This is a genomic window from Streptomyces sp. NPDC054932 (assembly GCF_053610205.1).
In genome coordinates, this window is the sequence record NZ_JBSGXU010000031.1 from 40731 (window position 1) to 59238 (window position 18508).

The following is an 18508-nucleotide window of genomic DNA, read 5'->3' on the forward strand; positions in this document are numbered from 1 at the left end:
GGGACTGCCATCCGGGTTGCACTCCTTGCAGGGCGCCTTCCGCGCTCCCGCCGTCATGCCGTCCGGCATGCCGTCCGAGCGTCGTGCGCGCCGTCCGAGCCGAGAGGACTGGTCCCTTGAGCCAGTACGTGTCCCGCCTCAGTGGTCGCCTCGCTGCCGCCCGTGCCACCCGCCACGATCCGCCCCGGCTGCGCCTGCCGGCCGTCGGCCAGCACCGCAAGCCGCGCCGCGTGGCCATGCTCAGCGTGCACACCTCACCGCTGCACCAGCCCGGCACCGGCGACGCCGGCGGTATGAACGTGTACATCGTGGAGCTGGCCAAGCGGCTCGCCGCGATCAACATCGAGGTCGAGATCTTCACCCGGGCCACCACCGGCGGACTGCCGCCCGTGGTCGAACTGACCCCCGGAGTCCTCGTACGGCACGTGGACGCGGGCCCGTACGAAGGCCTCGCCAAGGAGGAGCTCCCGGCCCAGCTGTGCGCCTTCACCCACGGCGTGATGCAGGCCTGGGCCGGCCACCGCCCCGGCTACTACGACCTCGTCCACTCCCACTACTGGCTCTCCGGCCACGTGGGCTGGCTCGCCGCCGAACGCTGGGGCGTCCCGCTCGTGCACGCGATGCACACCATGGCGAAGGTCAAGAACGCCGCGCTGGCCGAGGGCGACACACCCGAGCCCGCCGCCCGCGTCATAGGGGAGACCCAGATCGTGGCCGCCGCCGACCGCCTCGTCGCGAACACCGCCGAGGAGGCCGACGAGCTCGTCCGGCACTACGAGGCCGACCCCGGCAAGGTGGCCGTCGTCCACCCCGGCGTGAACCTCGACCGCTTCACGGTCGGCGACGGCCGGGCCGCCGCCCGCGCCCGGCTCGGCCTGCCGCAGGACGCCGTCATCCCCGTCTTCGCCGGCCGGATCCAGCCGCTGAAGGCCCCCGACATCCTGCTGCGCGCCGTCGCCGTCATGGTCGACCAGGACCCGTCGCTGCGCCGCCGCCTCTTCGTCCCCGTCGTCGGCGGGCCCAGCGGAAGCGGCCTAGCCAAGCCGGAGGGCCTGCAGAAGCTCGCCGCGAAGCTCGGCATCGCCGATCTCGTGCACTTCCACCCGCCGGTCGCGCAGGACGGGCTCGCGGACTGGTTCCGGGCGGCGTCCGTGCTGGTCATGCCCTCGTACAGCGAGTCCTTCGGGCTCGTCGCGATAGAGGCCCAGGCCGCCGGCACGCCGGTGCTCGCCGCCGAGGTCGGCGGGCTGCCCGTCGCCGTCAACGACGGGGTCACGGGGATCCTCGTACCCGGGCACGACCCGGTGGACTACGCGCGGCAGCTGCGGCGCTTCGTCGACGAGCCCGGGCTCGCGGACCGGATGGGAGCCGAGGCGGCGCGGCACGCGCAGTTCTTCGGCTGGGACACCGCGGCGAGCGGAACGGCCGACGTCTACACCGCGGCCATGCTTGATCATCGCCGTCGCGTACGCTCCCACCATGGCTGACACCGCCGAGATCATCGAGAGCGCGCTCACCGGCGCGGAGCTGAGCTGGGAGAGCCCCGAGCCGGGCTCCTACGTCGTCCAGCTCCCCGGCACCCGCAAGCTGAGCACCACCTGCTCGCTCAAGATCGGCCGGCATTCGCTGTCGATCAACGCCTTCGTGATCCGGCACCCCGACGAGAACGAGGCGGGCGTCCACCGCTGGCTGCTGGAGCGCAACCTCAAGCTGTACGGCATGGCGTACGCGGTGGACCGCCTCGGCGACATCTACCTGACGGCCAGGCTCCCGCTGTCGGTCGTCGACCCGGAGGAGCTCGACCGGCTGCTCGGCACGGTCCTGGAAGCGGCCGACGGCTCCTTCAACACCCTGCTGGAGCTGGGCTTCGCGAGCGCGATCCGGCGCGAGTACGAGTGGCGCGTCTCGCGCGGCGAGCCCACCTTCAACCTCGACGCGTTCAAGCACCTGACGCGGCCGTCGTAACGGGGGCGCCGCCCCTGGGTCCGGGGCGGAGCCCCAGGGGGTGTCCGCAAAGTTCCGCCTGGCCCGCGACGCCCGGCACGGCACCTCGCCGCGTTGTCGAAGCGCGCGAGTACGAACAGGTACGAGCTGCGCCTCTCCGCCTTGCGATGCACCGCGCCGGACGCCGCGGGCCACGCCCTCCGGGCGCCGGCGCTACTTCGCGGACACCCCCTGGCAGCGGCGCAGGCCGCGCTACGCCTCGGCGGCAGCCGGAACCGGCTTGGACATCGCCGCGCCGGCGCCACCGGCCACGGCCGTGCCGCTACCCGCATCGCCCCCGGAGAGCCCCCGCATCAGCAGCCAGTACCCGGCCGCCGCCACCGTGCCGAGGACACCGGTCGCCGCCCACAGCCAGTCCGCCCCGTACCGGTCGATCACGAAGCCCGCCATCAGCGGCGCGACCAGCGAGGCCACCGCCCAGGACAGGTTGTAGACCCCCTGGTAGCGCCCACGTCCGTGCACGGGCGACAGCCGTACGACCAGGCTCATCTGGGTCGGGGAGTTCACGATCTCGGCGAGCGTCCACACGCACACGGTCAGCGCGTACGCCCACAGCGGCCCGGCGAAGGCCGTCAGCGCGAACCCGTACCCCGCCAGCAGCGCCGAGATCACCAGCAGCTTCTGCGGGTCGCGGTGCTCGATGAAGGCCGTGACCGGGATCTGGAGCAGCACGATCAGCAGCCCGTTCACGGCGACGACCAGCCCGTAGTCACCGGGCGAGAACCCGGCGGCGCCCATCGCGACCGGCAGGCCGACCGATCCCTGCGTGAAGATCAGCGAGATCAGGAACGACAGCCCGACCACGCCGATGAACCGCCCGTCGCGCAGCACGGTCCCGAGCCCGATCGCCGGCTCCGCCCCCTCGGCGCCGCCCTCGGTGCCGGCCGGGGCGTCGGCCCCGGGCCGGGACTCGGGCAGCTTGACGAACACCAGCACCGCGCAGACCAGCGTCAGCGCGGCCTCGCCCAGGAAGCCGGCCAGGTAGCTGTACTCGGCGATCAGCCCCGCCGCCATCGCGCTGACGGCGAAGCCGAGGTTGATGGCCCAGTAGTTGAGCGCGAAGGCCCGTACGCGGTCCTCCGGGCGGACGATGTCCGCCATCATCGCCGCGACCGCCGGGCGGGAGGCGTTCGAGGTCATACCGACCAGCAGGGCCACCGCAGCGATCGCCGCGGGGTGCTCCATGAAGCCCAGCAGCGCCACCGAGAAGGCGGTCGAGGCCTGGGCCGCCAGCAGCGTGGGCCGCCGGCCCAGCCGGTCGGTCATCACGCCCGCGACGAGGGAGGAGATGACGCCGCCGAGTCCGTGGAGGGCGACCACGAGTCCCGCGAAGGAGGCCGAGTAGCCCCGCTCCAGGGTCAGGTACAGGGTCATGAAGGTGGCGACGAAGGCCCCGAGCCGGTTCACCAGAGTGCTCGTCCAGAGCCACCAGAACGCCCGGGGCAGACCCGAGACGCTCTCCCGGGCGGCCCGTCTCAGACTGGCAGCGGACATAAGGGAACCCCCCGGTGTGTAAGCGTCTCTCTAGCGCCGTGAACATTACGAGCGGGAGGCGCGGCACGCCAATCAATTGACGCGCGCCGTCAATCGGCGGCCGATCCGGGGCCGATCGGCGGGAGCGGGCACCGCGCGCGGGCGCGGCGGGCCGTCCATTAGGCTCCTACGCATGGCCGACGCACCGTACAAGCTGATCCTCCTCCGCCACGGCGAGAGCGACTGGAACGCGAAGAACCTGTTCACCGGCTGGGTGGACGTCAACCTCACCGAGAAGGGCGAGAAGGAGGCGGTCCGCGGCGGTGAGCTGCTCAAGGACGCCGGCCTGCTGCCCGATGTCCTGCACACCTCCCTCCAGAAGCGCGCCATCCGCACGGCGCAGCTCGCGCTGGAGGCCGCCGACCGCCACTGGATCCCGGTGCACCGCTCCTGGCGCCTGAACGAGCGCCACTACGGTGCGCTCCAGGGCAAGGACAAGGCGCAGACCCTCGCCGAGTTCGGCGAGGAGCAGTTCATGCTGTGGCGCCGCTCGTACGACACCCCGCCGCCGGTCCTCGAGGACGGCACGGAGTTCTCGCAGTCCGCGGACCCGCGCTACGCGTCGATCCCGAACGAGCTGCGTCCGCGCACGGAGTGCCTCAAGGACGTCGTCGAGCGCATGCTGCCGTACTGGTACGACGGCATCGTCCCGGACCTGCTGGCCGGCCGCACCGTCCTGGTCGCCGCGCACGGCAACTCCCTGCGCGGTCTGGTCAAGCACCTCGACGGCATCTCCGACGCCGACATCACGGGCCTGAACATCCCGACCGGCATCCCGCTCGTCTACGAACTGGACGCCGACTTCAAGCCCCTGACCCCGGGCGGCACCTACCTCGACCCGGACGCGGCCGCGGCCGCCATCGAGGCCGTCAAGAACCAGGGCAAGAAGAAGTAAGAAAAGTGATCGAGCCCCTGACCTGCACGCACGGTGCAGGTCAGGGGCTTTCGTCTGCTCCGGCCCACTGTGGGCCCTCAGCGCGGGGAAGCGCATGCGTGCCGTGCTCCTGCGCTGCAGCTTGCTTCCCGGCTCGTTGCCGCGGGGACGGCTCCCGCCTCCGACGACGGCGAACGATCGTATTCGCCCCCGCGCCAGGTGACAAAGCCCTATCGTCGCAGGACGGCACCGGGCGAAGAGGCGCTGGGTGACCGCCGATGGTACGGACCGAGCTGGACCTCCCCGCGCGGGAAACCGATGGGCCGGACCGGTCCCGCTCGCTGGACCGGTTCCAAGGAGAAGCCAGTTGCCCACGCTGCTCTATTACCCCATGGTCAGGCCGCCCAGGGAGGTCCTCAATCAGGCGCTGCTGTACTGGGACGACATCGCCACAGTGGTCCCCGAGGACCAAGCCACATACGAGCAGGCAGTCTCGGACGAATTGAAGGAATTGAGGCAACGGGGCCTGTACCACCCCCTTACCGCCGGCACGGTGCGCTCGGACTGGGGCGACGTCGGCCTCCTCAGCGTTTTGACAGAGGAGCTGCGCAGACTCGCACGCCGTCCACCAGGAGCCGTCGACTCGGTCATGGACGCCCCTCTGTACCAGTCCAAGGTGGGGCGCATCCTGGAGCAGGAAATCGTGGAGCTGGGTTTGGGGCGGAGGCTCGAACCTTCGACGGTCTGGCCGCGCAGAAGTCTCGTTGTGACACGTGAGGTGCGGCACATTGTCATCGGAGCAATCGCCCAGGGGGTTGCCGCTCGGGCCCGGGACCGGGCGTACACGCTCTACACCGATCAGCAATCCGTGCAGGAGACGCTGCTGCGAGCGCCGCGCGGAGGCATGGAGGTGGGGGCATGGCGGGTGGAACTCGGCCGGCTCCTTCCCACTCCTGCACCGAGCACATCGACCGCCGAGGTACTGGCCTTTCGCGACAGGTATGCCGACGAGCGAGAACGCCTGATGAGCGCGACGCAGACCATGCTCAACGGATTGTGCAGAGACTGGGAACATCCGGCTGACATCCTGCAACGCCTGGGGGTGGAGCTGGCGCGAGCACGCGACGACTACGAGTCGGCCGCGCGAAGCAGCCGCATGGCGTGGGTCTCCAGATCGGTTTCCGTCACGATGGGCGTTGCGAGTGCTGCCGCAGGCGCCTTGGTGTTCCCGGACATGGCGTGGGTGGCCGGCATTGTCGGGAGCCTCGGGTTCAACATCGCCACTCGCGAGGTCCGCCCGCAAAGGCGAGTGCGCGACGGACACCCTTTCAGCTACCTCCACCATGTGGACCGCGAGCTGGCCTGACGATGCCCCCGGGTCTCCCGGAAGAGCGCGCCGGTCAGGGCCGCGGCGGATCGGCTGGTACCAGGGGAGGCCCGTCGCCGGGTTCAGGCCTGCGTTCGCCTGGCGCTCGTACTCGCGCCAGTGGATGAACTGCACCGGTTCCCGGGCGGGGTCGTAGCCGGAGGCGGGTGTGCACCAGCGCTGCACGAAGGCGGCGAAGCCGCCCTCGTGCACGGTGAAGGGCCCGTCGATCTCGTAGAGCTCGGCGATCGGCCAGGCGTCGCTGTCGTCGACTCCGCCGGACCCGTACGTCTCCATGAAGGCGACGTAGTCCGAGGGCAGCCGCACCCCGAGGCGGCGTTCCGCCTCCGCCGGCCCGGCCAGATCGCCGGGCGCCCCCTCCGCACTCGTCGGGCACGGCGCGAGCACGCGCGACAGGGCGCGGAGGGCGGGATGGCTGGACACGGGACCTCCGGTCGGCTGGCAGGTGCACGCCGGACCAGGGGCTCCCTCCGACAGAGCGGCGGCCGTGCTGACGGGCCGCGGTCAGCGCGCGCCGGCGCCCGTGTTCGCCCGCCATTCGCGGCCGATCGAGCGGAGCAGGGCCGGGTAGACCCCGAGGTGGCGGAAGGGCTTGATGCCCAGCATGTAGAGGGCGCCGAGACGGCCGTTCGGCTTCACCAGGACCGTCATCTGTCCGTGGTGGCCGCCCTTCCCGTCCGGGACCCAGCCGATGTGCATCGCCCCGTGCATGGTCCGGTTCGCGCTCTCCGCCACCCATTCGTCGTGGGTCTGGTAGACGGAGGTGAAGGGGACCGACCGGAGGTCGGGGCCCCGCTCGCCCTCGCGGAGGTCGGCCGGCAGGCGGTCGCGCAGGGTCGGGACCCGGGTGCCGACGCCGTCGTCGGGCCGGTCCCAGCCGAGGAGTGCGCCGAGCTTCCAACGGATCGCGAAGAGGGCGCGCGCCACGGGGGAGGGGATCGGATCCCCGTCGCCGTCCGCGAACTGGTGCACCAGGCGGACGAGGTCGTCGGGGCCGCCCGGAGTCGGCAGTGCCCATACGTCCTCGACCCGGAAGTCGCCCGCGATCTCGTGGATCCGCCACGGGCGGGAGGTGTACGCGGTCTTGGGGAGTCTCATCGGTCGGCCCCTATCTATACGATGCCGTATAGATCGAGGCTAGCACCCATCTATACGGAACCGTATAGATGGGGTCGTGTGAGGAGGAGCACAGCATGGGCGCGACCCGTACACCGCGCGTCAGGTGGATCGAGGAAGGGCTGCGGGCGCTCGCCGCCGGCGGCCCCGAAGCCGTCCGCGTCGAGTCGCTCGCACAGGCGCTCGGCGTCAGCAAGGGCGGCTTCTACGGGTACTTCGGCAACCGCGGCGCGCTGCTCACCGAGATGCTCGACACCTGGGAGCACGAGGTCGCCGACGCCGTGATCGAGCAGGTCGAGAGCGGCGGCGGAGACGCGCGGGCCAGGCTGGAGCGGCTGTTCGAGATCGCCTCCTCGGCCGACGGGCCGGTCAGGGGCACCACGGCCGACCTCGCGATCCGCGACTGGGCCCGGCGTGACGAGGACGTCGCGCAGCGGCTGCGGCGTACCGACAACCGGCGCATGGAGTACCTGCGTTCGCTGTTCCGCGCCATCTGTGACGACGAGGACGACGTCGAGGTCCGCTGCCTGCTCGCCTACTCGCTGCGGATCGGCGAGCACTTCATCCATGTCGACCACGGCGGCCGCACGCACGCGGAGGTCATGGAGCTGACCAAGAAGTGGCTCCTGAGGTAGCCCGTCCGGAGGCGGCCCGGGCCGTCCGGCCGGAGCAGGTCTCGAACGTGACCGCGGCGCCGTCCCCGCCCTCCCGGGCGACCCGGACCTCGCGCACGCGAAGGGCCCCGGCCGAGAGGACTCGGACGGGGCCCGTCGTGCGCGTGGAGTTCGGCGGAAGAGGTCAGCCGCCGCACTGGCAGGGGGCGCCGGACTGGCAGCCGCAACCGCAGCCGGAGCCGCAGCCACAGGCCGCGAGCAGCGGCAGCCGCAGTGGATCCGGCCTCTGTGGCTGCTCCTGCTCCGGGGTGATGGGGACGGGGGAATCGGGCATGGTTCCTCCTCGTAGAGGCGGTGCCCCGCGGCACACGGGACTTCGTACGACAACCGCCCTCGCCCTCATTCATGCCCAGCGGCACCGGCGCGTCAACGGCGCATTGGGGCTCGGCGCCGCCCGCGTGCCCGACGCCCCGGGCAGGTCGCCGGTCTGGGCCGCGGGCAGGACGCCGGGATCAGACGCCCTCGACCTGGGTCGGCTGCTGGAGGTCGTCGGCGTGCTCCCCCGTCACCAGGTAGACCACGCGCTTGGCCACCGACACCGCGTGGTCCGCGAAGCGCTCGTAGTAGCGGCCCAGCAGGGTCACGTCCACCGCCGTCTCGATGCCGTGCTTCCAGCGGTCGTCCATCAGGTGCTGGAACAGCGTGCGGTGCAGCTGGTCCATCTCGTCGTCGTCCTGCTCCAGCTGGAGGGCGAGGTCGACGTCCTTCGTGATGATGACCTCGGCGGCCTTCGCCATCAGGCGCTGCGCCAGCTGCCCCATCTCCAGGATGGTGGCGTGCAGGTCCCGCGGGACGGCCCGGTCCGGGAAGCGCAGCCGGGCGAGCTTCGCCACGTGCTGGGCCAGGTCGCCGCTGCGCTCCAGGTCGGCGCTCATCCGCAGCGAGGTGACCACGATGCGCAGGTCGGTGGCGACCGGCTGCTGGCGGGCGAGCAGGGCGATCGCGCGGGCCTCCAGGTCGTGCTGGAGGTCGTCGACCTTCTGGTCGGCGGCGATGACGCTCTCGGCCAGCTTCAGGTCGGCGTCGAGCATGGACGTCGTGGCCCGCCCGATCGCGGAACCGACGAGCCGGGCCATCTCGACCAGGCCTTCTCCGATCGAGTCCAGTTCCTCGTGGTACGCGTCGCGCATGTCTCGTGTCCCTCTCTCGACCTACTACTGCAAGTACTGCCCGGGGGCGGGCCGGGGCGGCCTTCGGCCCCACGTTGACACGGTGGGATGCAAACGCGTCCGACTCCGGCACCACAAGTGAATCAACCCCGTCGCCAGAGTGAACTCTGGGCGACGACTGTTCGAGGTGCCACCCGAACGGCTGTGGAAGTGTCCTCCGGCCTGCTTAACCTGGATCCATGGACGTGAACGCGGCGGTCGCCGCAGCTGCAGCGATCGCCGGTCTTTGCACCGGTGTGATCGCGATGCTGGCGTTCCGCTGGAGCGAGCGCGACCAGGCCCGCCCCACCAGGAGCTCCATCCGACCCGATCTCAATGCGGTGCTCCCGCCCGGCGTGGACACCGTCCTCTCCGTGCTGCGCTCCTCGGCGGTCGTACTGGACGAGGGCGACGCGGTGGTCAAGGCCAGCTCGGCGGCGTACGCCCTCGGTCTGGTCCGCGGAGGCAAGCTCGCCGTCGAGCCGATGCTCCACATGGCCCGCGACACCCGCCGCGACGGGGAGATACGCCAGGTCGAGCTGGACCTGCCCCGGCGCGGTACCGGCCGGGGCGAGGCCCTCGCGGTCTCGGCGCGCGTCGCCCCGCTCGGCTCCCGCCTGGTGCTCCTCCTGGTCGAGGACCTCACCGAGGCCCGCCGCATCGAGGCCGTACGCCGCGACTTCGTGGCCAACGTGTCGCACGAGCTGAAGACCCCGGTCGGAGCGATCTCCCTGCTGTCCGAGGCCGTCATGGACGCCGCGGACGACCCCGAGGCGGTCAGCCGTTTCGCCGGGCGCATGCAGATCGAGTCCACCCGGCTGATCAACCTCGTGCAGGAGCTCATCGACCTCTCCCGGGTACAGAACGACGACCCGCTGGAGGACGCCGAGCCCGTACGCGTGGACACGCTGGTCGCCGAGGCCATCGACCGCTGCCGCCACACGGCGTCCTCCAAGCAGATCACCATGGCTGCGGGCGGCACCGCCGACCTGCGCGTATGGGGCAACCGTGGACAGCTCGCGGCCGCCCTCGGAAATCTGGTCGAGAACGCCGTCAACTACAGCCCCGCCCGCACCCGCGTCGGCATCGCCGGACGCAGGGTGACGGCTCCTGGGGGAGACTTGATCGAGATCGCCGTGACCGACCAGGGCATCGGCATCCCGGAAAAGGACCGCGAGCGCATCTTCGAGCGCTTCTACCGCGTGGACCCGGCCCGCTCCCGCGCCACGGGAGGAACCGGCCTCGGCCTTGCGATCGTGAAGCACGTGGCGGCCTCGCACGGCGGGGAGGTGTCGGTATGGAGCTCGGAGGGCCAGGGTTCCACGTTCACCCTGCGACTCCCTGAAGCGGCCGCGCCGGCCCCGGCGGCGGCCCACGCCACCCACCCGACCCCTGCCTGACCCAGAACCGCCCCAGCCATTCCTGCCCCGGAGGTCCTTCCGTGACCCGAGTGCTCGTCGTCGAGGATGAGGAATCCTTCAGCGACGCCCTGTCCTACATGCTCCGCAAGGAGGGCTTCGAGGTCGCCATCGCCGCGACCGGGCCCGACGGGCTCGACGAGTTCGAGCGCAACGGCGCCGACCTCGTCCTCCTCGACCTGATGCTCCCCGGCCTGCCCGGCACCGAGGTCTGCCGGCAGCTGCGCGGCCGCTCCAACGTCCCCGTGATCATGGTGACCGCCAAGGACAGCGAGATCGACAAGGTCGTCGGGCTGGAGATAGGAGCAGATGACTACGTCACCAAGCCCTTCTCCTCCCGCGAGCTGGTCGCCCGCATCCGCGCGGTCCTGCGCCGCCGCGGTGAGCCGGAGGAGGTCACCCCGGCGGCCCTGGAGGCCGGCCCCGTACGGATGGACGTCGACCGCCACGTGGTCACCGTCGCCGGCGGCAAGGTGGACCTCCCGCTGAAGGAGTTCGACCTGCTGGAGATGCTGCTGCGCAACGCGGGCCGCGTACTGACCCGCATGCAGCTCATCGACCGGGTCTGGGGCGCGGACTACGTCGGCGACACCAAGACGCTGGACGTCCACGTCAAGCGCCTGCGCGCCAAGATCGAGCCGGACCCGGGCGCGCCGCGCTACCTGGTCACGGTCCGTGGCCTCGGCTACAAGTTCGAGCCGTAGGCCGGACGTACGGGAAGGGCCCCCACCCGCTGCTGCGGATGGGGGCCCTTCCCGTATGCGTACGCGGCGCGCGTCAGTGGCCGGCGGCGTGCGAGGGGGAACCCGACGGCTTACCGGTGGCGCTGCCCGAGGGGGACCCGGACGGGGTGCCCGGGGCCGCACCGGCGGCCGCGCCCGACGGGGAGCCGGACGGGGCGGGGCCGGCGGCCGGGGCCTCGGTCGGGCCGAAGGGCGCGTACATGCCGACGCCGGGGACCACGAGGGCTTCCAGCTCGACGCCGCCCGTGCTGCTCAGCTGGAAGACGACCTTCTGCACGTCGCCGTTCTTGGCGGCCTCGGCGCCGTCCTCGATCACGGCTGCGGCGTTGCCCTTGCCACCGAGGACCACGGCACCGCCGGCCGGCACGGTGATCTTGCCGGCGCCGCCCTCGGCCGGCTTCAGCAGGATCTTGCCCTTGCCACCCGGGAGGGTGATGCCGTCAAGCGTCTGTGCCTTGGTGCCGTTGTTGAAGACCGTCGCCGAGACGACCGCCGGGCCCTTCTTGTCCTTCTCGCCCTGGGTGATCACCAGCGCGTTCTGGATCTGGATCTCGCCCTTGGTGACGGCGGCGTTGTCCGGCTTGATCTGGAGAGTCTGCGCATCCTGGCCCGCACCACAGGCGGCCAGCGAGGCGATCGAGAACACGACGGCGGTGGCGGCGAGGGCGCCGCGTCGAAGGCTGCGGCTCACGGCGGCGGCAACTCCTTGGACGATCGGAAGGGAGGATGGGCTCCGCCCAGCTACCGCTGGGAGGTACCGGTACCCCCTCGAACGGCCGAGGTAAAGCCGCTCTAAGGGTGTGTCAGCGCGCTTAGGTTACCGAGCCGCCGCCCCGCCCCCGCACCCGACCCTCCGCAGCGCAGCCGCCACCCTGGCAGCGCCCCGCGATCTTGCATTCCGCGGCGCCGTTCACCGCGCCGATCTTGTGGCGCTCGCATATCGTGCGCCGGACCCCCGTTGATCAATTTCCGGATTCCCCCGAACCTCACTTCGTGATCAATTCAGGATTGGGCCGGAACCCGCTCGATGCGGGCGGCCGCCAGTCGAACGGAGTAGTTCGGTTTCTCGACTCCGAACCCGGCAAAACGGGACGTACGTCACACGGATGGGGGTGCCGGGCAGGTGTAGCGTGGCCCTTTCGCCCGGTCCGCGCAGCACCCCCGACCTGCGAATACCCCCTTCCGGAAGCCCTCCGCAGCACGTTCCTGTTGCTGTTGTCAAGCCCCGAGATGTGCCCTGACCTGCGAAAACGCCATTCATAACAGTCAGTTCTCGTGTTACCCTGGATAGCCACGGAAGGGGTACCTGTCACATGACGTTCAAGGTTGGCGACACCGTGGTCTATCCCCATCACGGGGCCGCGCTGATCGAGGCCATTGAGACTCGTCAGATCAAAGGCGTGGACAAGACCTACTTGGTGCTCAAGGTCGCCCAGGGCGACCTGACGGTTCGTGTGCCTGCGGACAATGCGGAGTTCGTCGGCGTTCGCGACGTAGTCGGCCAGGACGGGCTGGACCGGGTCTTCGAGGTGCTTCGCGCACCGTACGCAGAAGAGCCGACGAACTGGTCCCGGCGCTACAAGGCAAATCTGGAGAAGCTCGCTTCTGGCGATGTCATCAAGGTCGCCGAAGTGGTGCGTGACCTGTGGCGTCGTGAGCGTGAGCGCGGGCTTTCCGCGGGCGAGAAGCGCATGCTCGCGAAGGCGCGCCAGATTCTGGTGAGCGAGCTTGCGCTCGCTGAGAACACGAACGAGGACAAGGCTGAGGCCCTCCTCGACGAGGTGCTCGCGTCCTGACGCGAGGCACCGTGCACCGTTTGGTGCGCAGCTTGCCGCGGTGCCCGATGACAAGGTTTCTCCTCCACGAGAGACCTGTTGCCGGGCGCTGCGGCATGTCTGTATCCGTACCTTTTGCCTTTACTGCCTCAATGCCACCATCGCCGCCATCGCGATGGCGTGCCGGGCCCGGGCAGCCTGCTCGACCGGTCGTCACGGAAGGGGCGAGGGCGTCGCACCCGGCACCCTTCAGGCCATACCCATGTCGGCCGAAGTCACAAACCTGGCTCGGAGCTACTGATGTCTGACGTAACGCGTCCCCACCGCACCGCCGCGGTGATCCCGGCCGCCGGCCGGGGGGTACGCCTCGGTCCGGGTGCCCCCAAGGCCCTGCGGGCCCTCGGCGGTACCCCGATGCTCATCCACGCCGTCCGCGCGATGGCCCGCTCCCGCGCGGTCTCCCTCGTGGTGGTCGTCGCCCCGCCCGCCGAGGCCGCCGAGGTGCGCCTGCTGCTGGGCGAGCACGCGCTGCCCGAGCGCACGGAGCTGCTGGTCGTCCCCGGCGGGGAGACCCGCCAGGAGTCCGTGCGCGCGGGCCTGGACGCGCTGCCGCCGGACGTCACCTCCGTGCTGATCCACGACGCGGCCCGCCCGCTCGTCCCCGTGGACACCGTGGACTCGGTCATCGAGGCCGTACGCGACGGCGCGCCCGCCGTGGTGCCCGCGCTGCCCCTGGCCGACACCGTCAAGGAGGTCGAGCCCGGCAGGCCCGGCGAGGCGGAGCCCGTCCTCGGCACGCCCGAGCGGGCCCGGCTGCGCGCCGTCCAGACCCCGCAGGGCTTCGACCTGGCCACCCTGCTGCGGGCGCACGCCGAGATCGCCGTCGACGGCGAGGGCGCCACCGACGACGCCGGAATGGTGGAACGGCTCGGTGTCACCGTCGTGGTGATCCCGGGCCACGAAGAGGCCTTCAAGGTCACCCGTCCGCTCGACCTGGTCCTCGCCGAGGCCGTACTCGCCCGCAGGAGGGCCACCGATGGCTACTGAGCCGACCGCTCCGACCGCTCCGACCGCTCCGACCGCTCCGACCGCCCCGCTGATCCCGCTCGTCGGCATCGGCACCGACGTGCACGCCTTCGAGACCGGCCGCGAGCTGTGGTGCGCCGGCCTGCTGTGGGAGGGCGAGGACGGCCTCGCCGGGCACTCCGACGGCGATGTCGCCGCCCACGCCGCCTGCGACGCGCTCTTCTCCGCCGCCGGTGTCGGCGACCTCGGCGCGCACTTCGGCACCTCCCGCCCCGAGTGGTCCGGCGCCGCCGGCGTCACCCTTCTGGCGGAGGCGGCCCGTATCGTCCGCGCCGAGGGCTTCGAGATCGGCAACATCGCCATCCAGGTGATCGGTGTGCGCCCGAAGATCGGCAAGCGGCGCGAAGAGGCGCAGAAGGCGCTCGCGGCCGCGGCCGGCGCCCCCATCTCCGTCTCCGGCACCACCACCGACGGACTGGGACTCACCGGCCGTGCCGAGGGGCTCGCCGCGATCGCCACGGCCCTCGTGTACCGGACGAACCGGGCCTGAATACACGTAGCGGCCGTACATCTTCGGCAACAAAGGTGCCCCGGGTCCCCAAAGGGTCGCGGGGCACTGCTACAGGCCCACTACCCTGGATGCCGTGACTATTCGCCTGTACGACACCAGCGCCCGGCAGATCCGCGACTTCACCCCGCTCACCGCGGGCTGTGTCTCGATCTACCTGTGCGGCGCCACGGTGCAGGCCGCCCCGCACATCGGGCACATCCGCTCGTACCTGAACTTCGACGTCATGCGCCGCTGGTTCGGCTACCGCGGCTACGACGTGACCTTCATCCGCAACGTCACCGACATCGACGACAAGATCATCGCCAAGGCGGCCGAACAGGGCCGCCCGTGGTGGTCCATCGGCTACGAGAACGAACTGGCCTTCAACTCCGGCTACGACGCGCTCGGCTGCCTGCGGCCGACCTACGAGCCGCGCGCCACCGGGCACGTCCCGGAGATGATCGAGATGATGCGCGGGCTCATCGAGCGCGGTCACGCGTACGAGTCCGAGGGCAACGTCTACTTCGACGTGAAGTCCTTCCCCGGCTACCTCTCGCTCTCCCGCCAGGAGCTCGACAACATCCGCCAGCCGGAGTCCACCGGCGAGACCGGCAAGCGCGACCCGCGCGACTTCGCCATGTGGAAGTCCGCGAAGCCGGGCGAGCCCTCCTGGGAGACCCCCTGGGGCCGCGGCCGCCCCGGCTGGCACCTCGAATGCTCCGCCATGGCGCACAAGTACCTCGGCCAGGCCTTCGACATCCACGGCGGCGGGCTCGACCTGATCTTCCCGCACCACGAGAACGAGATCGCCCAGGCCCAGGCCTTCGGCGACGAGTTCGCGAAGTACTGGGTCCACAACGCCTGGGTCACCATGTCCGGCGAGAAGATGTCCAAGTCGCTCGGCAATTCGGTGCTCGTCTCCGAGATGGTCAAGCAGTGGCGCCCGATCGTCCTGCGCTACTACCTCGGCACCCCGCACTACCGGTCGATGATCGAGTACAGCGAGGACGCCCTGCGCGAGGCCGAGTCGGCCTTCGCCCGGATCGAGGGCTTCTACCAGCGCGTCATCGAGAAGGCCGGCGGCCCCGTCGAGCCGGCGGCCGAGGTCCCGCCCGCCTTCGCCGAGGCCATGGACGACGACCTGGGTGTCCCGCAGGCGCTCGCGATCGTCCACACCACCGTCCGCCAGGGCAACAGCGCGCTCGCCGCCGACGACAAGGACGCGGCCATCGCGCGCCTGTCCGAGGTGCGGGCCATGCTGGGCGTCCTCGGTCTGGACCCGCTGGACCCCCACTGGGACGGCGGCAACGGGTCCGACCGCGGCGAGGAGCTCCACGGCGCGGTGGACACCCTCGTACGGCTCGTCCTCGAGCAGCGCGAGTCCGCCAGGGCCCGCAAGGACTGGGCGACCGCCGACGCCATCCGCGACCAGCTCCAGCAGTCGGGGCTGGTCATCGAGGACAGCCCGACGGGTCCGCGCTGGACGCTCGGCCCGCGCTGAGCCCGGGCAGCTGAGCTTGGTGTGCTGCCCGGAGTTCCGGGCGGCACACTCTTCATACGTACATACCGCAGCACCAACGAAAACAGGTAGAAGTCATGGCCGGGAACAGCCAGCGCAGGAACCGCCGCACGTCCAACAAGAAGGGCGCGACGGTCGGCAGCGGTGGCCAGCGGCGCAAGGGTCTGGAGGGCAAGGGCCCCACGCCCAAGGCCGAGGACCGCAAGAAGCACAAGGCGAACCGCATCGCCAACGCCATGGCCCGCCAGGCCGCCAAGCGCCGCCCCGCCCCGCGCCGCGGCGGCCCCAAGGGCACCAGCGAGATGGTCGTCGGCCGCAACCCGGTCTTCGAGGCGCTGCGCGACGGTGTCCCCGCCACAACCCTCTACGTCCAGCAGTTCATCGACAACGACGAGCGCGTCCGCGAGGCCCTCCAGCTCGCCGCCGAGCGCGGCAACATCAACCTGATGGAAGCCCCGCGCCCCGAGCTCGACCGCATGACCAACGGGCTCAACCACCAGGGCCTGGTCCTCCAGGTCCCGCCGTACGAGTACGCGCACCCCGAGGACCTCACCGCCGCCGCGTACGACAACGGCGACGACCCGCTGATCGTCGCCCTCGACGGGGTCACCGACCCGCGCAACCTCGGTGCGATCGTCCGTTCCGTCTCCGCCTTCGGCGGCCACGGCGTGGTCATCCCCGAGCGCCGGGCCGCCGGCATGACCGCCGGTGCCTGGAAGACCTCGGCCGGCACCGCCGCCCGCACCCCGGTCTCGCGCGTCACCAACCTGACCCGCGCCCTCCAGGACTACAAGAAGGCCGGCATCACCATCGTCGGCCTCGCGGCCGAGGGCACCCACACGGTCAACGACCTGGCCGAGCTGGCGGGCCCGGTCGTCATCGTCGTCGGCTCCGAGGGCAAGGGTCTCGGCCGTCTCGTCGGCGAGAACTGCGACTACCTCGTGCGCATCCCCATGCCGGGCGGCGCCGAGTCCCTCAACGCCGGTGTCGCCGCGGGCGTCGTGCTGTACGAGGCCGCGCGCCGCCGTGCCGACCGCGGCCGCATCTGATCCCTTGATCCACTTGGCTCATGGAATATGACCCGTGAGCGTGTCACCCCGCCCGATTCGGGCGGGGTGGCTTGATCTTGACGGGTCTCGGACACATCCCTGACGTCAAGGCAGTGTCCTAAACACTGATCACTCGGTTAGATGAGTGTGGACACCAGAACGTCAGGGTTCGACGACCAGCCCGCGCTGAGCATGGTCAAGGTGCCGTGCGACCCCGCACAGGTCATCGTCAACCACGCCAGCTTCCGCGTGCGGCTCGCACCGAGCCCGAGCGCGCGTTCCAAGCCCGCGAGGGCCCCCGGCCGCGCACCCGTCCTGGGTGGCGCCGTGGTGGCCGCCGCCGGGGCCACCCGCCGCCGGGCCCCCGTGGTCTGGAGCGGCAAGTCCGACACCGGCGACGCCGCGGCCATGGGCGGACTGCTCCAGGCCGTCCGCGAGGCCGGTCGCGGGCACGACGAGTACGACGGCGGCGCCACCCAGGTCATTCCGCGCGTCGACCTGGCCCACGACCTCGCCGAGGACACCGTCGCCACGCCGACCGTCATCGGCCAGCGCAGCTACGGCGATCCGACCGAGACGCGCCCGCTGGCCGCCGTACGGGACCTGCCGTACCAGGAGCCGCCCGGCTCCGGCCCCGGGGCGGACCCCCGGCGGCCCGGCACCGACACGCGCGGGCAGGCCTCCTACTACCCCGGCCGCCGGATGAACCTGGGCGTCGTGCTGCTCCCGCTGCGCGTCTTCCTCGGCTTCATCTGCATCTACGCCGGCATGGGCAAGCTGTGCGACCCCGTCTACTTCGACGGCGGCGAGCGCGGCTCCATGGTCACCTGGCTGCACACGCTCAATCCCTGGGCGCTCGCCGAGCCGCTGCGCGACTTCGCGCTGGCGCACCCGGTGGGCGCGGGCCTGAGCGTGGCCTTCCTCCAGGTCATCGTGGGCGTGCTGACGGTGTTCGGCCTGTGGCAGCGGTTCGCCGCCTGCTTCGGGGCCCTGCTGTCCGCCGCGCTGCTGATGACGGTGAGCTGGAAGACCGTCCCGGCCTACGACGCGCCCGACATCATCTACCTCGCCGCCTGGAGCCCGCTGATCATCGCGGGCGCCCCGGTCTACTCCCTCGACGGACGTCTCGCCGGCGAGGCCTGGCGGACCCTCGGGCCGCGCTCCGAGATCTGGCGGCTGCGGCGGCGCGTGCTGCGCCGCGGCGCCGTCATGGCCACCGTCGTGTGCGGGCTCACCCTGCTCGTCGGCTCGCTCCTCGGCGGCGCCGTCCGCTCCTCCACCGTGGTCACCGTCCCCGGGCCGGGCGAGGCCCCCAGCAACTACCTGCCGGGCCGTCCGCTGCCGCAGGCGCCGGCCCGGCAGACGCCGGGACAGCAGCAGCAGCCCACGCAGCCGCCCAGCAGGGCGGCGTCCCCCTCGGCCACCGCGACCGAGCCCGCCGCGAAGTCCGGGAAGACCGCGTCGGGCAGCCCCTCCCGGCAGCCCTCCGGGACGCGCTCCCAGTCGCCCGCCGCGACGCGGAGCACCACCGGCAAGCAGCAGACCCCGCGCAGCACGCCCCGGCAGTCCTCCTCGCCGCGGCAGCCCTCCTCCTCCGGGACCACGGGCGGCGGCGCTCCGGCCAAGCCCGGCCTGATCGGCGGGCTCATCGGCTGACACCGGCACGGCAAGGGCCGGGGCCCGGCACGCACG

Annotated in this window: 18 protein-coding genes; 13 read left to right on the forward strand and 5 right to left on the reverse strand. The window is 71.4% G+C overall.

Features of this window, described 5'->3' with window-relative positions; translation table 11 throughout:
- The first annotated feature begins 116 nt into the window (after nt 1-116).
- Both mshA and ACWGE1_RS11890 read left to right on the forward strand, forming a co-directional pair.
- Entirely contained in the window at nt 117-1487 is a 1371-nt protein-coding gene (gene mshA, locus ACWGE1_RS11885; protein WP_453420367.1) for a D-inositol-3-phosphate glycosyltransferase, read from the forward strand.
- Nucleotides 1480-1965, forward strand: coding sequence for a YbjN domain-containing protein (locus tag ACWGE1_RS11890; RefSeq protein ID WP_453420368.1), 486 nt, complete (start codon nt 1480-1482; stop codon nt 1963-1965). The genes mshA and ACWGE1_RS11890 overlap by 8 nt, the downstream gene beginning before the upstream one ends.
- 231 nt (nt 1966-2196) lie before the next feature.
- Here ACWGE1_RS11890 and ACWGE1_RS11895 read toward each other — a convergent pair whose 3' ends face one another.
- Complete coding sequence (locus tag ACWGE1_RS11895) at nt 2197-3498, reverse strand: MDR family MFS transporter (RefSeq protein WP_453420369.1); 1302 nt, start codon at nt 3496-3498, stop codon at nt 2197-2199.
- Between the two features lie 172 nt (nt 3499-3670).
- On the opposite strand from ACWGE1_RS11895, the gene ACWGE1_RS11900 reads away from it, so the two are divergent.
- Together ACWGE1_RS11900 and ACWGE1_RS11905 are read left to right on the forward strand one after the other, a co-directional pair.
- Nucleotides 3671-4432 (forward strand): phosphoglyceromutase, encoded by a 762-nt coding sequence (locus tag ACWGE1_RS11900; RefSeq protein WP_030012610.1) that lies wholly within the window; start codon nt 3671-3673, stop codon nt 4430-4432.
- A 346-nt stretch (nt 4433-4778) separates the two neighbouring features.
- Nucleotides 4779-5777, forward strand: coding sequence for a hypothetical protein (locus ACWGE1_RS11905; RefSeq protein ID WP_453420370.1), 999 nt, complete (start codon nt 4779-4781; stop codon nt 5775-5777).
- A 525-nt stretch (nt 5778-6302) separates the two neighbouring features.
- Here ACWGE1_RS11905 and ACWGE1_RS11910 read toward each other — a convergent pair.
- A complete protein-coding gene (locus ACWGE1_RS11910; protein ID WP_453420371.1) occupies nt 6303-6896 on the reverse strand; it encodes a DUF2867 domain-containing protein in 594 nt (197 codons plus the stop codon).
- A 95-nt stretch (nt 6897-6991) separates the two neighbouring features.
- Here ACWGE1_RS11910 and ACWGE1_RS11915 point away from each other — a divergent pair, with 95 nt between their 5' ends.
- Nucleotides 6992-7549: a TetR/AcrR family transcriptional regulator gene (locus ACWGE1_RS11915; protein WP_453420372.1), complete on the forward strand. Its 558-nt coding sequence runs from the start codon at nt 6992-6994 to the stop codon at nt 7547-7549.
- A gap of 163 nt (nt 7550-7712) precedes the next feature.
- On the opposite strand, the gene ACWGE1_RS11920 is transcribed toward ACWGE1_RS11915, so the two are convergent.
- The gene (locus ACWGE1_RS11920) at nt 7713-7862 is read right to left on the reverse strand and encodes a hypothetical protein (RefSeq protein ID WP_453420373.1); all 150 of its coding nucleotides are present in this window, start codon (nt 7860-7862) and stop codon (nt 7713-7715) included.
- A 178-nt stretch (nt 7863-8040) separates the two neighbouring features.
- The gene (gene phoU / locus ACWGE1_RS11925; protein WP_030009600.1) at nt 8041-8718 is read right to left on the reverse strand and encodes a phosphate signaling complex protein PhoU; all 678 of its coding nucleotides are present in this window, start codon (nt 8716-8718) and stop codon (nt 8041-8043) included.
- 218 nt (nt 8719-8936) lie between these two features.
- Between phoU and ACWGE1_RS11930 the strand changes: the two genes are divergently transcribed.
- Both ACWGE1_RS11930 and ACWGE1_RS11935 read left to right on the forward strand, forming a co-directional pair.
- A complete protein-coding gene (locus ACWGE1_RS11930) occupies nt 8937-10136 on the forward strand; it encodes a sensor histidine kinase (protein WP_453420374.1) in 1200 nt (399 codons plus the stop codon).
- A 41-nt stretch (nt 10137-10177) separates the two neighbouring features.
- The gene (locus ACWGE1_RS11935; protein WP_030387286.1) at nt 10178-10858 is read left to right on the forward strand and encodes a response regulator transcription factor; all 681 of its coding nucleotides are present in this window, start codon (nt 10178-10180) and stop codon (nt 10856-10858) included.
- A 73-nt stretch (nt 10859-10931) separates the two neighbouring features.
- On the opposite strand, the gene ACWGE1_RS11940 is transcribed toward ACWGE1_RS11935, so the two are convergent.
- Complete coding sequence (locus ACWGE1_RS11940; RefSeq protein ID WP_453420375.1) at nt 10932-11588, reverse strand: DUF461 domain-containing protein; 657 nt, start codon at nt 11586-11588, stop codon at nt 10932-10934.
- Nucleotides 11589-12210: 622 nt separating this feature from the next.
- On the opposite strand from ACWGE1_RS11940, the gene ACWGE1_RS11945 reads away from it, so the two are divergent.
- From ACWGE1_RS11945 to ACWGE1_RS11970, 6 genes are all read left to right on the forward strand, one after another.
- Nucleotides 12211-12693, forward strand: a complete 483-nt coding sequence (locus tag ACWGE1_RS11945) for a CarD family transcriptional regulator (protein ID WP_003953493.1) — start codon at nt 12211-12213, stop codon at nt 12691-12693.
- Nucleotides 12694-12972: 279 nt separating this feature from the next.
- Nucleotides 12973-13719: a 2-C-methyl-D-erythritol 4-phosphate cytidylyltransferase gene (ispD, locus tag ACWGE1_RS11950; protein ID WP_453420376.1), complete on the forward strand. Its 747-nt coding sequence runs from the start codon at nt 12973-12975 to the stop codon at nt 13717-13719.
- Entirely contained in the window at nt 13709-14248 is a 540-nt protein-coding gene (gene ispF / locus ACWGE1_RS11955) for a 2-C-methyl-D-erythritol 2,4-cyclodiphosphate synthase (RefSeq protein ID WP_453420377.1), read from the forward strand. The genes ispD and ispF overlap by 11 nt, the downstream gene beginning before the upstream one ends.
- 94 nt (nt 14249-14342) lie before the next feature.
- The gene (gene cysS / locus ACWGE1_RS11960; protein ID WP_453420378.1) at nt 14343-15749 is read left to right on the forward strand and encodes a cysteine--tRNA ligase; all 1407 of its coding nucleotides are present in this window, start codon (nt 14343-14345) and stop codon (nt 15747-15749) included.
- Between the two features lie 95 nt (nt 15750-15844).
- Complete coding sequence (gene rlmB / locus ACWGE1_RS11965) at nt 15845-16816, forward strand: 23S rRNA (guanosine(2251)-2'-O)-methyltransferase RlmB (RefSeq protein WP_453420379.1); 972 nt, start codon at nt 15845-15847, stop codon at nt 16814-16816.
- 141 nt (nt 16817-16957) lie between these two features.
- Entirely contained in the window at nt 16958-18472 is a 1515-nt protein-coding gene (locus tag ACWGE1_RS11970; RefSeq protein ID WP_453420380.1) for a DoxX family membrane protein, read from the forward strand.
- Nucleotides 18473-18508: the final 36 nt, after the last annotated feature.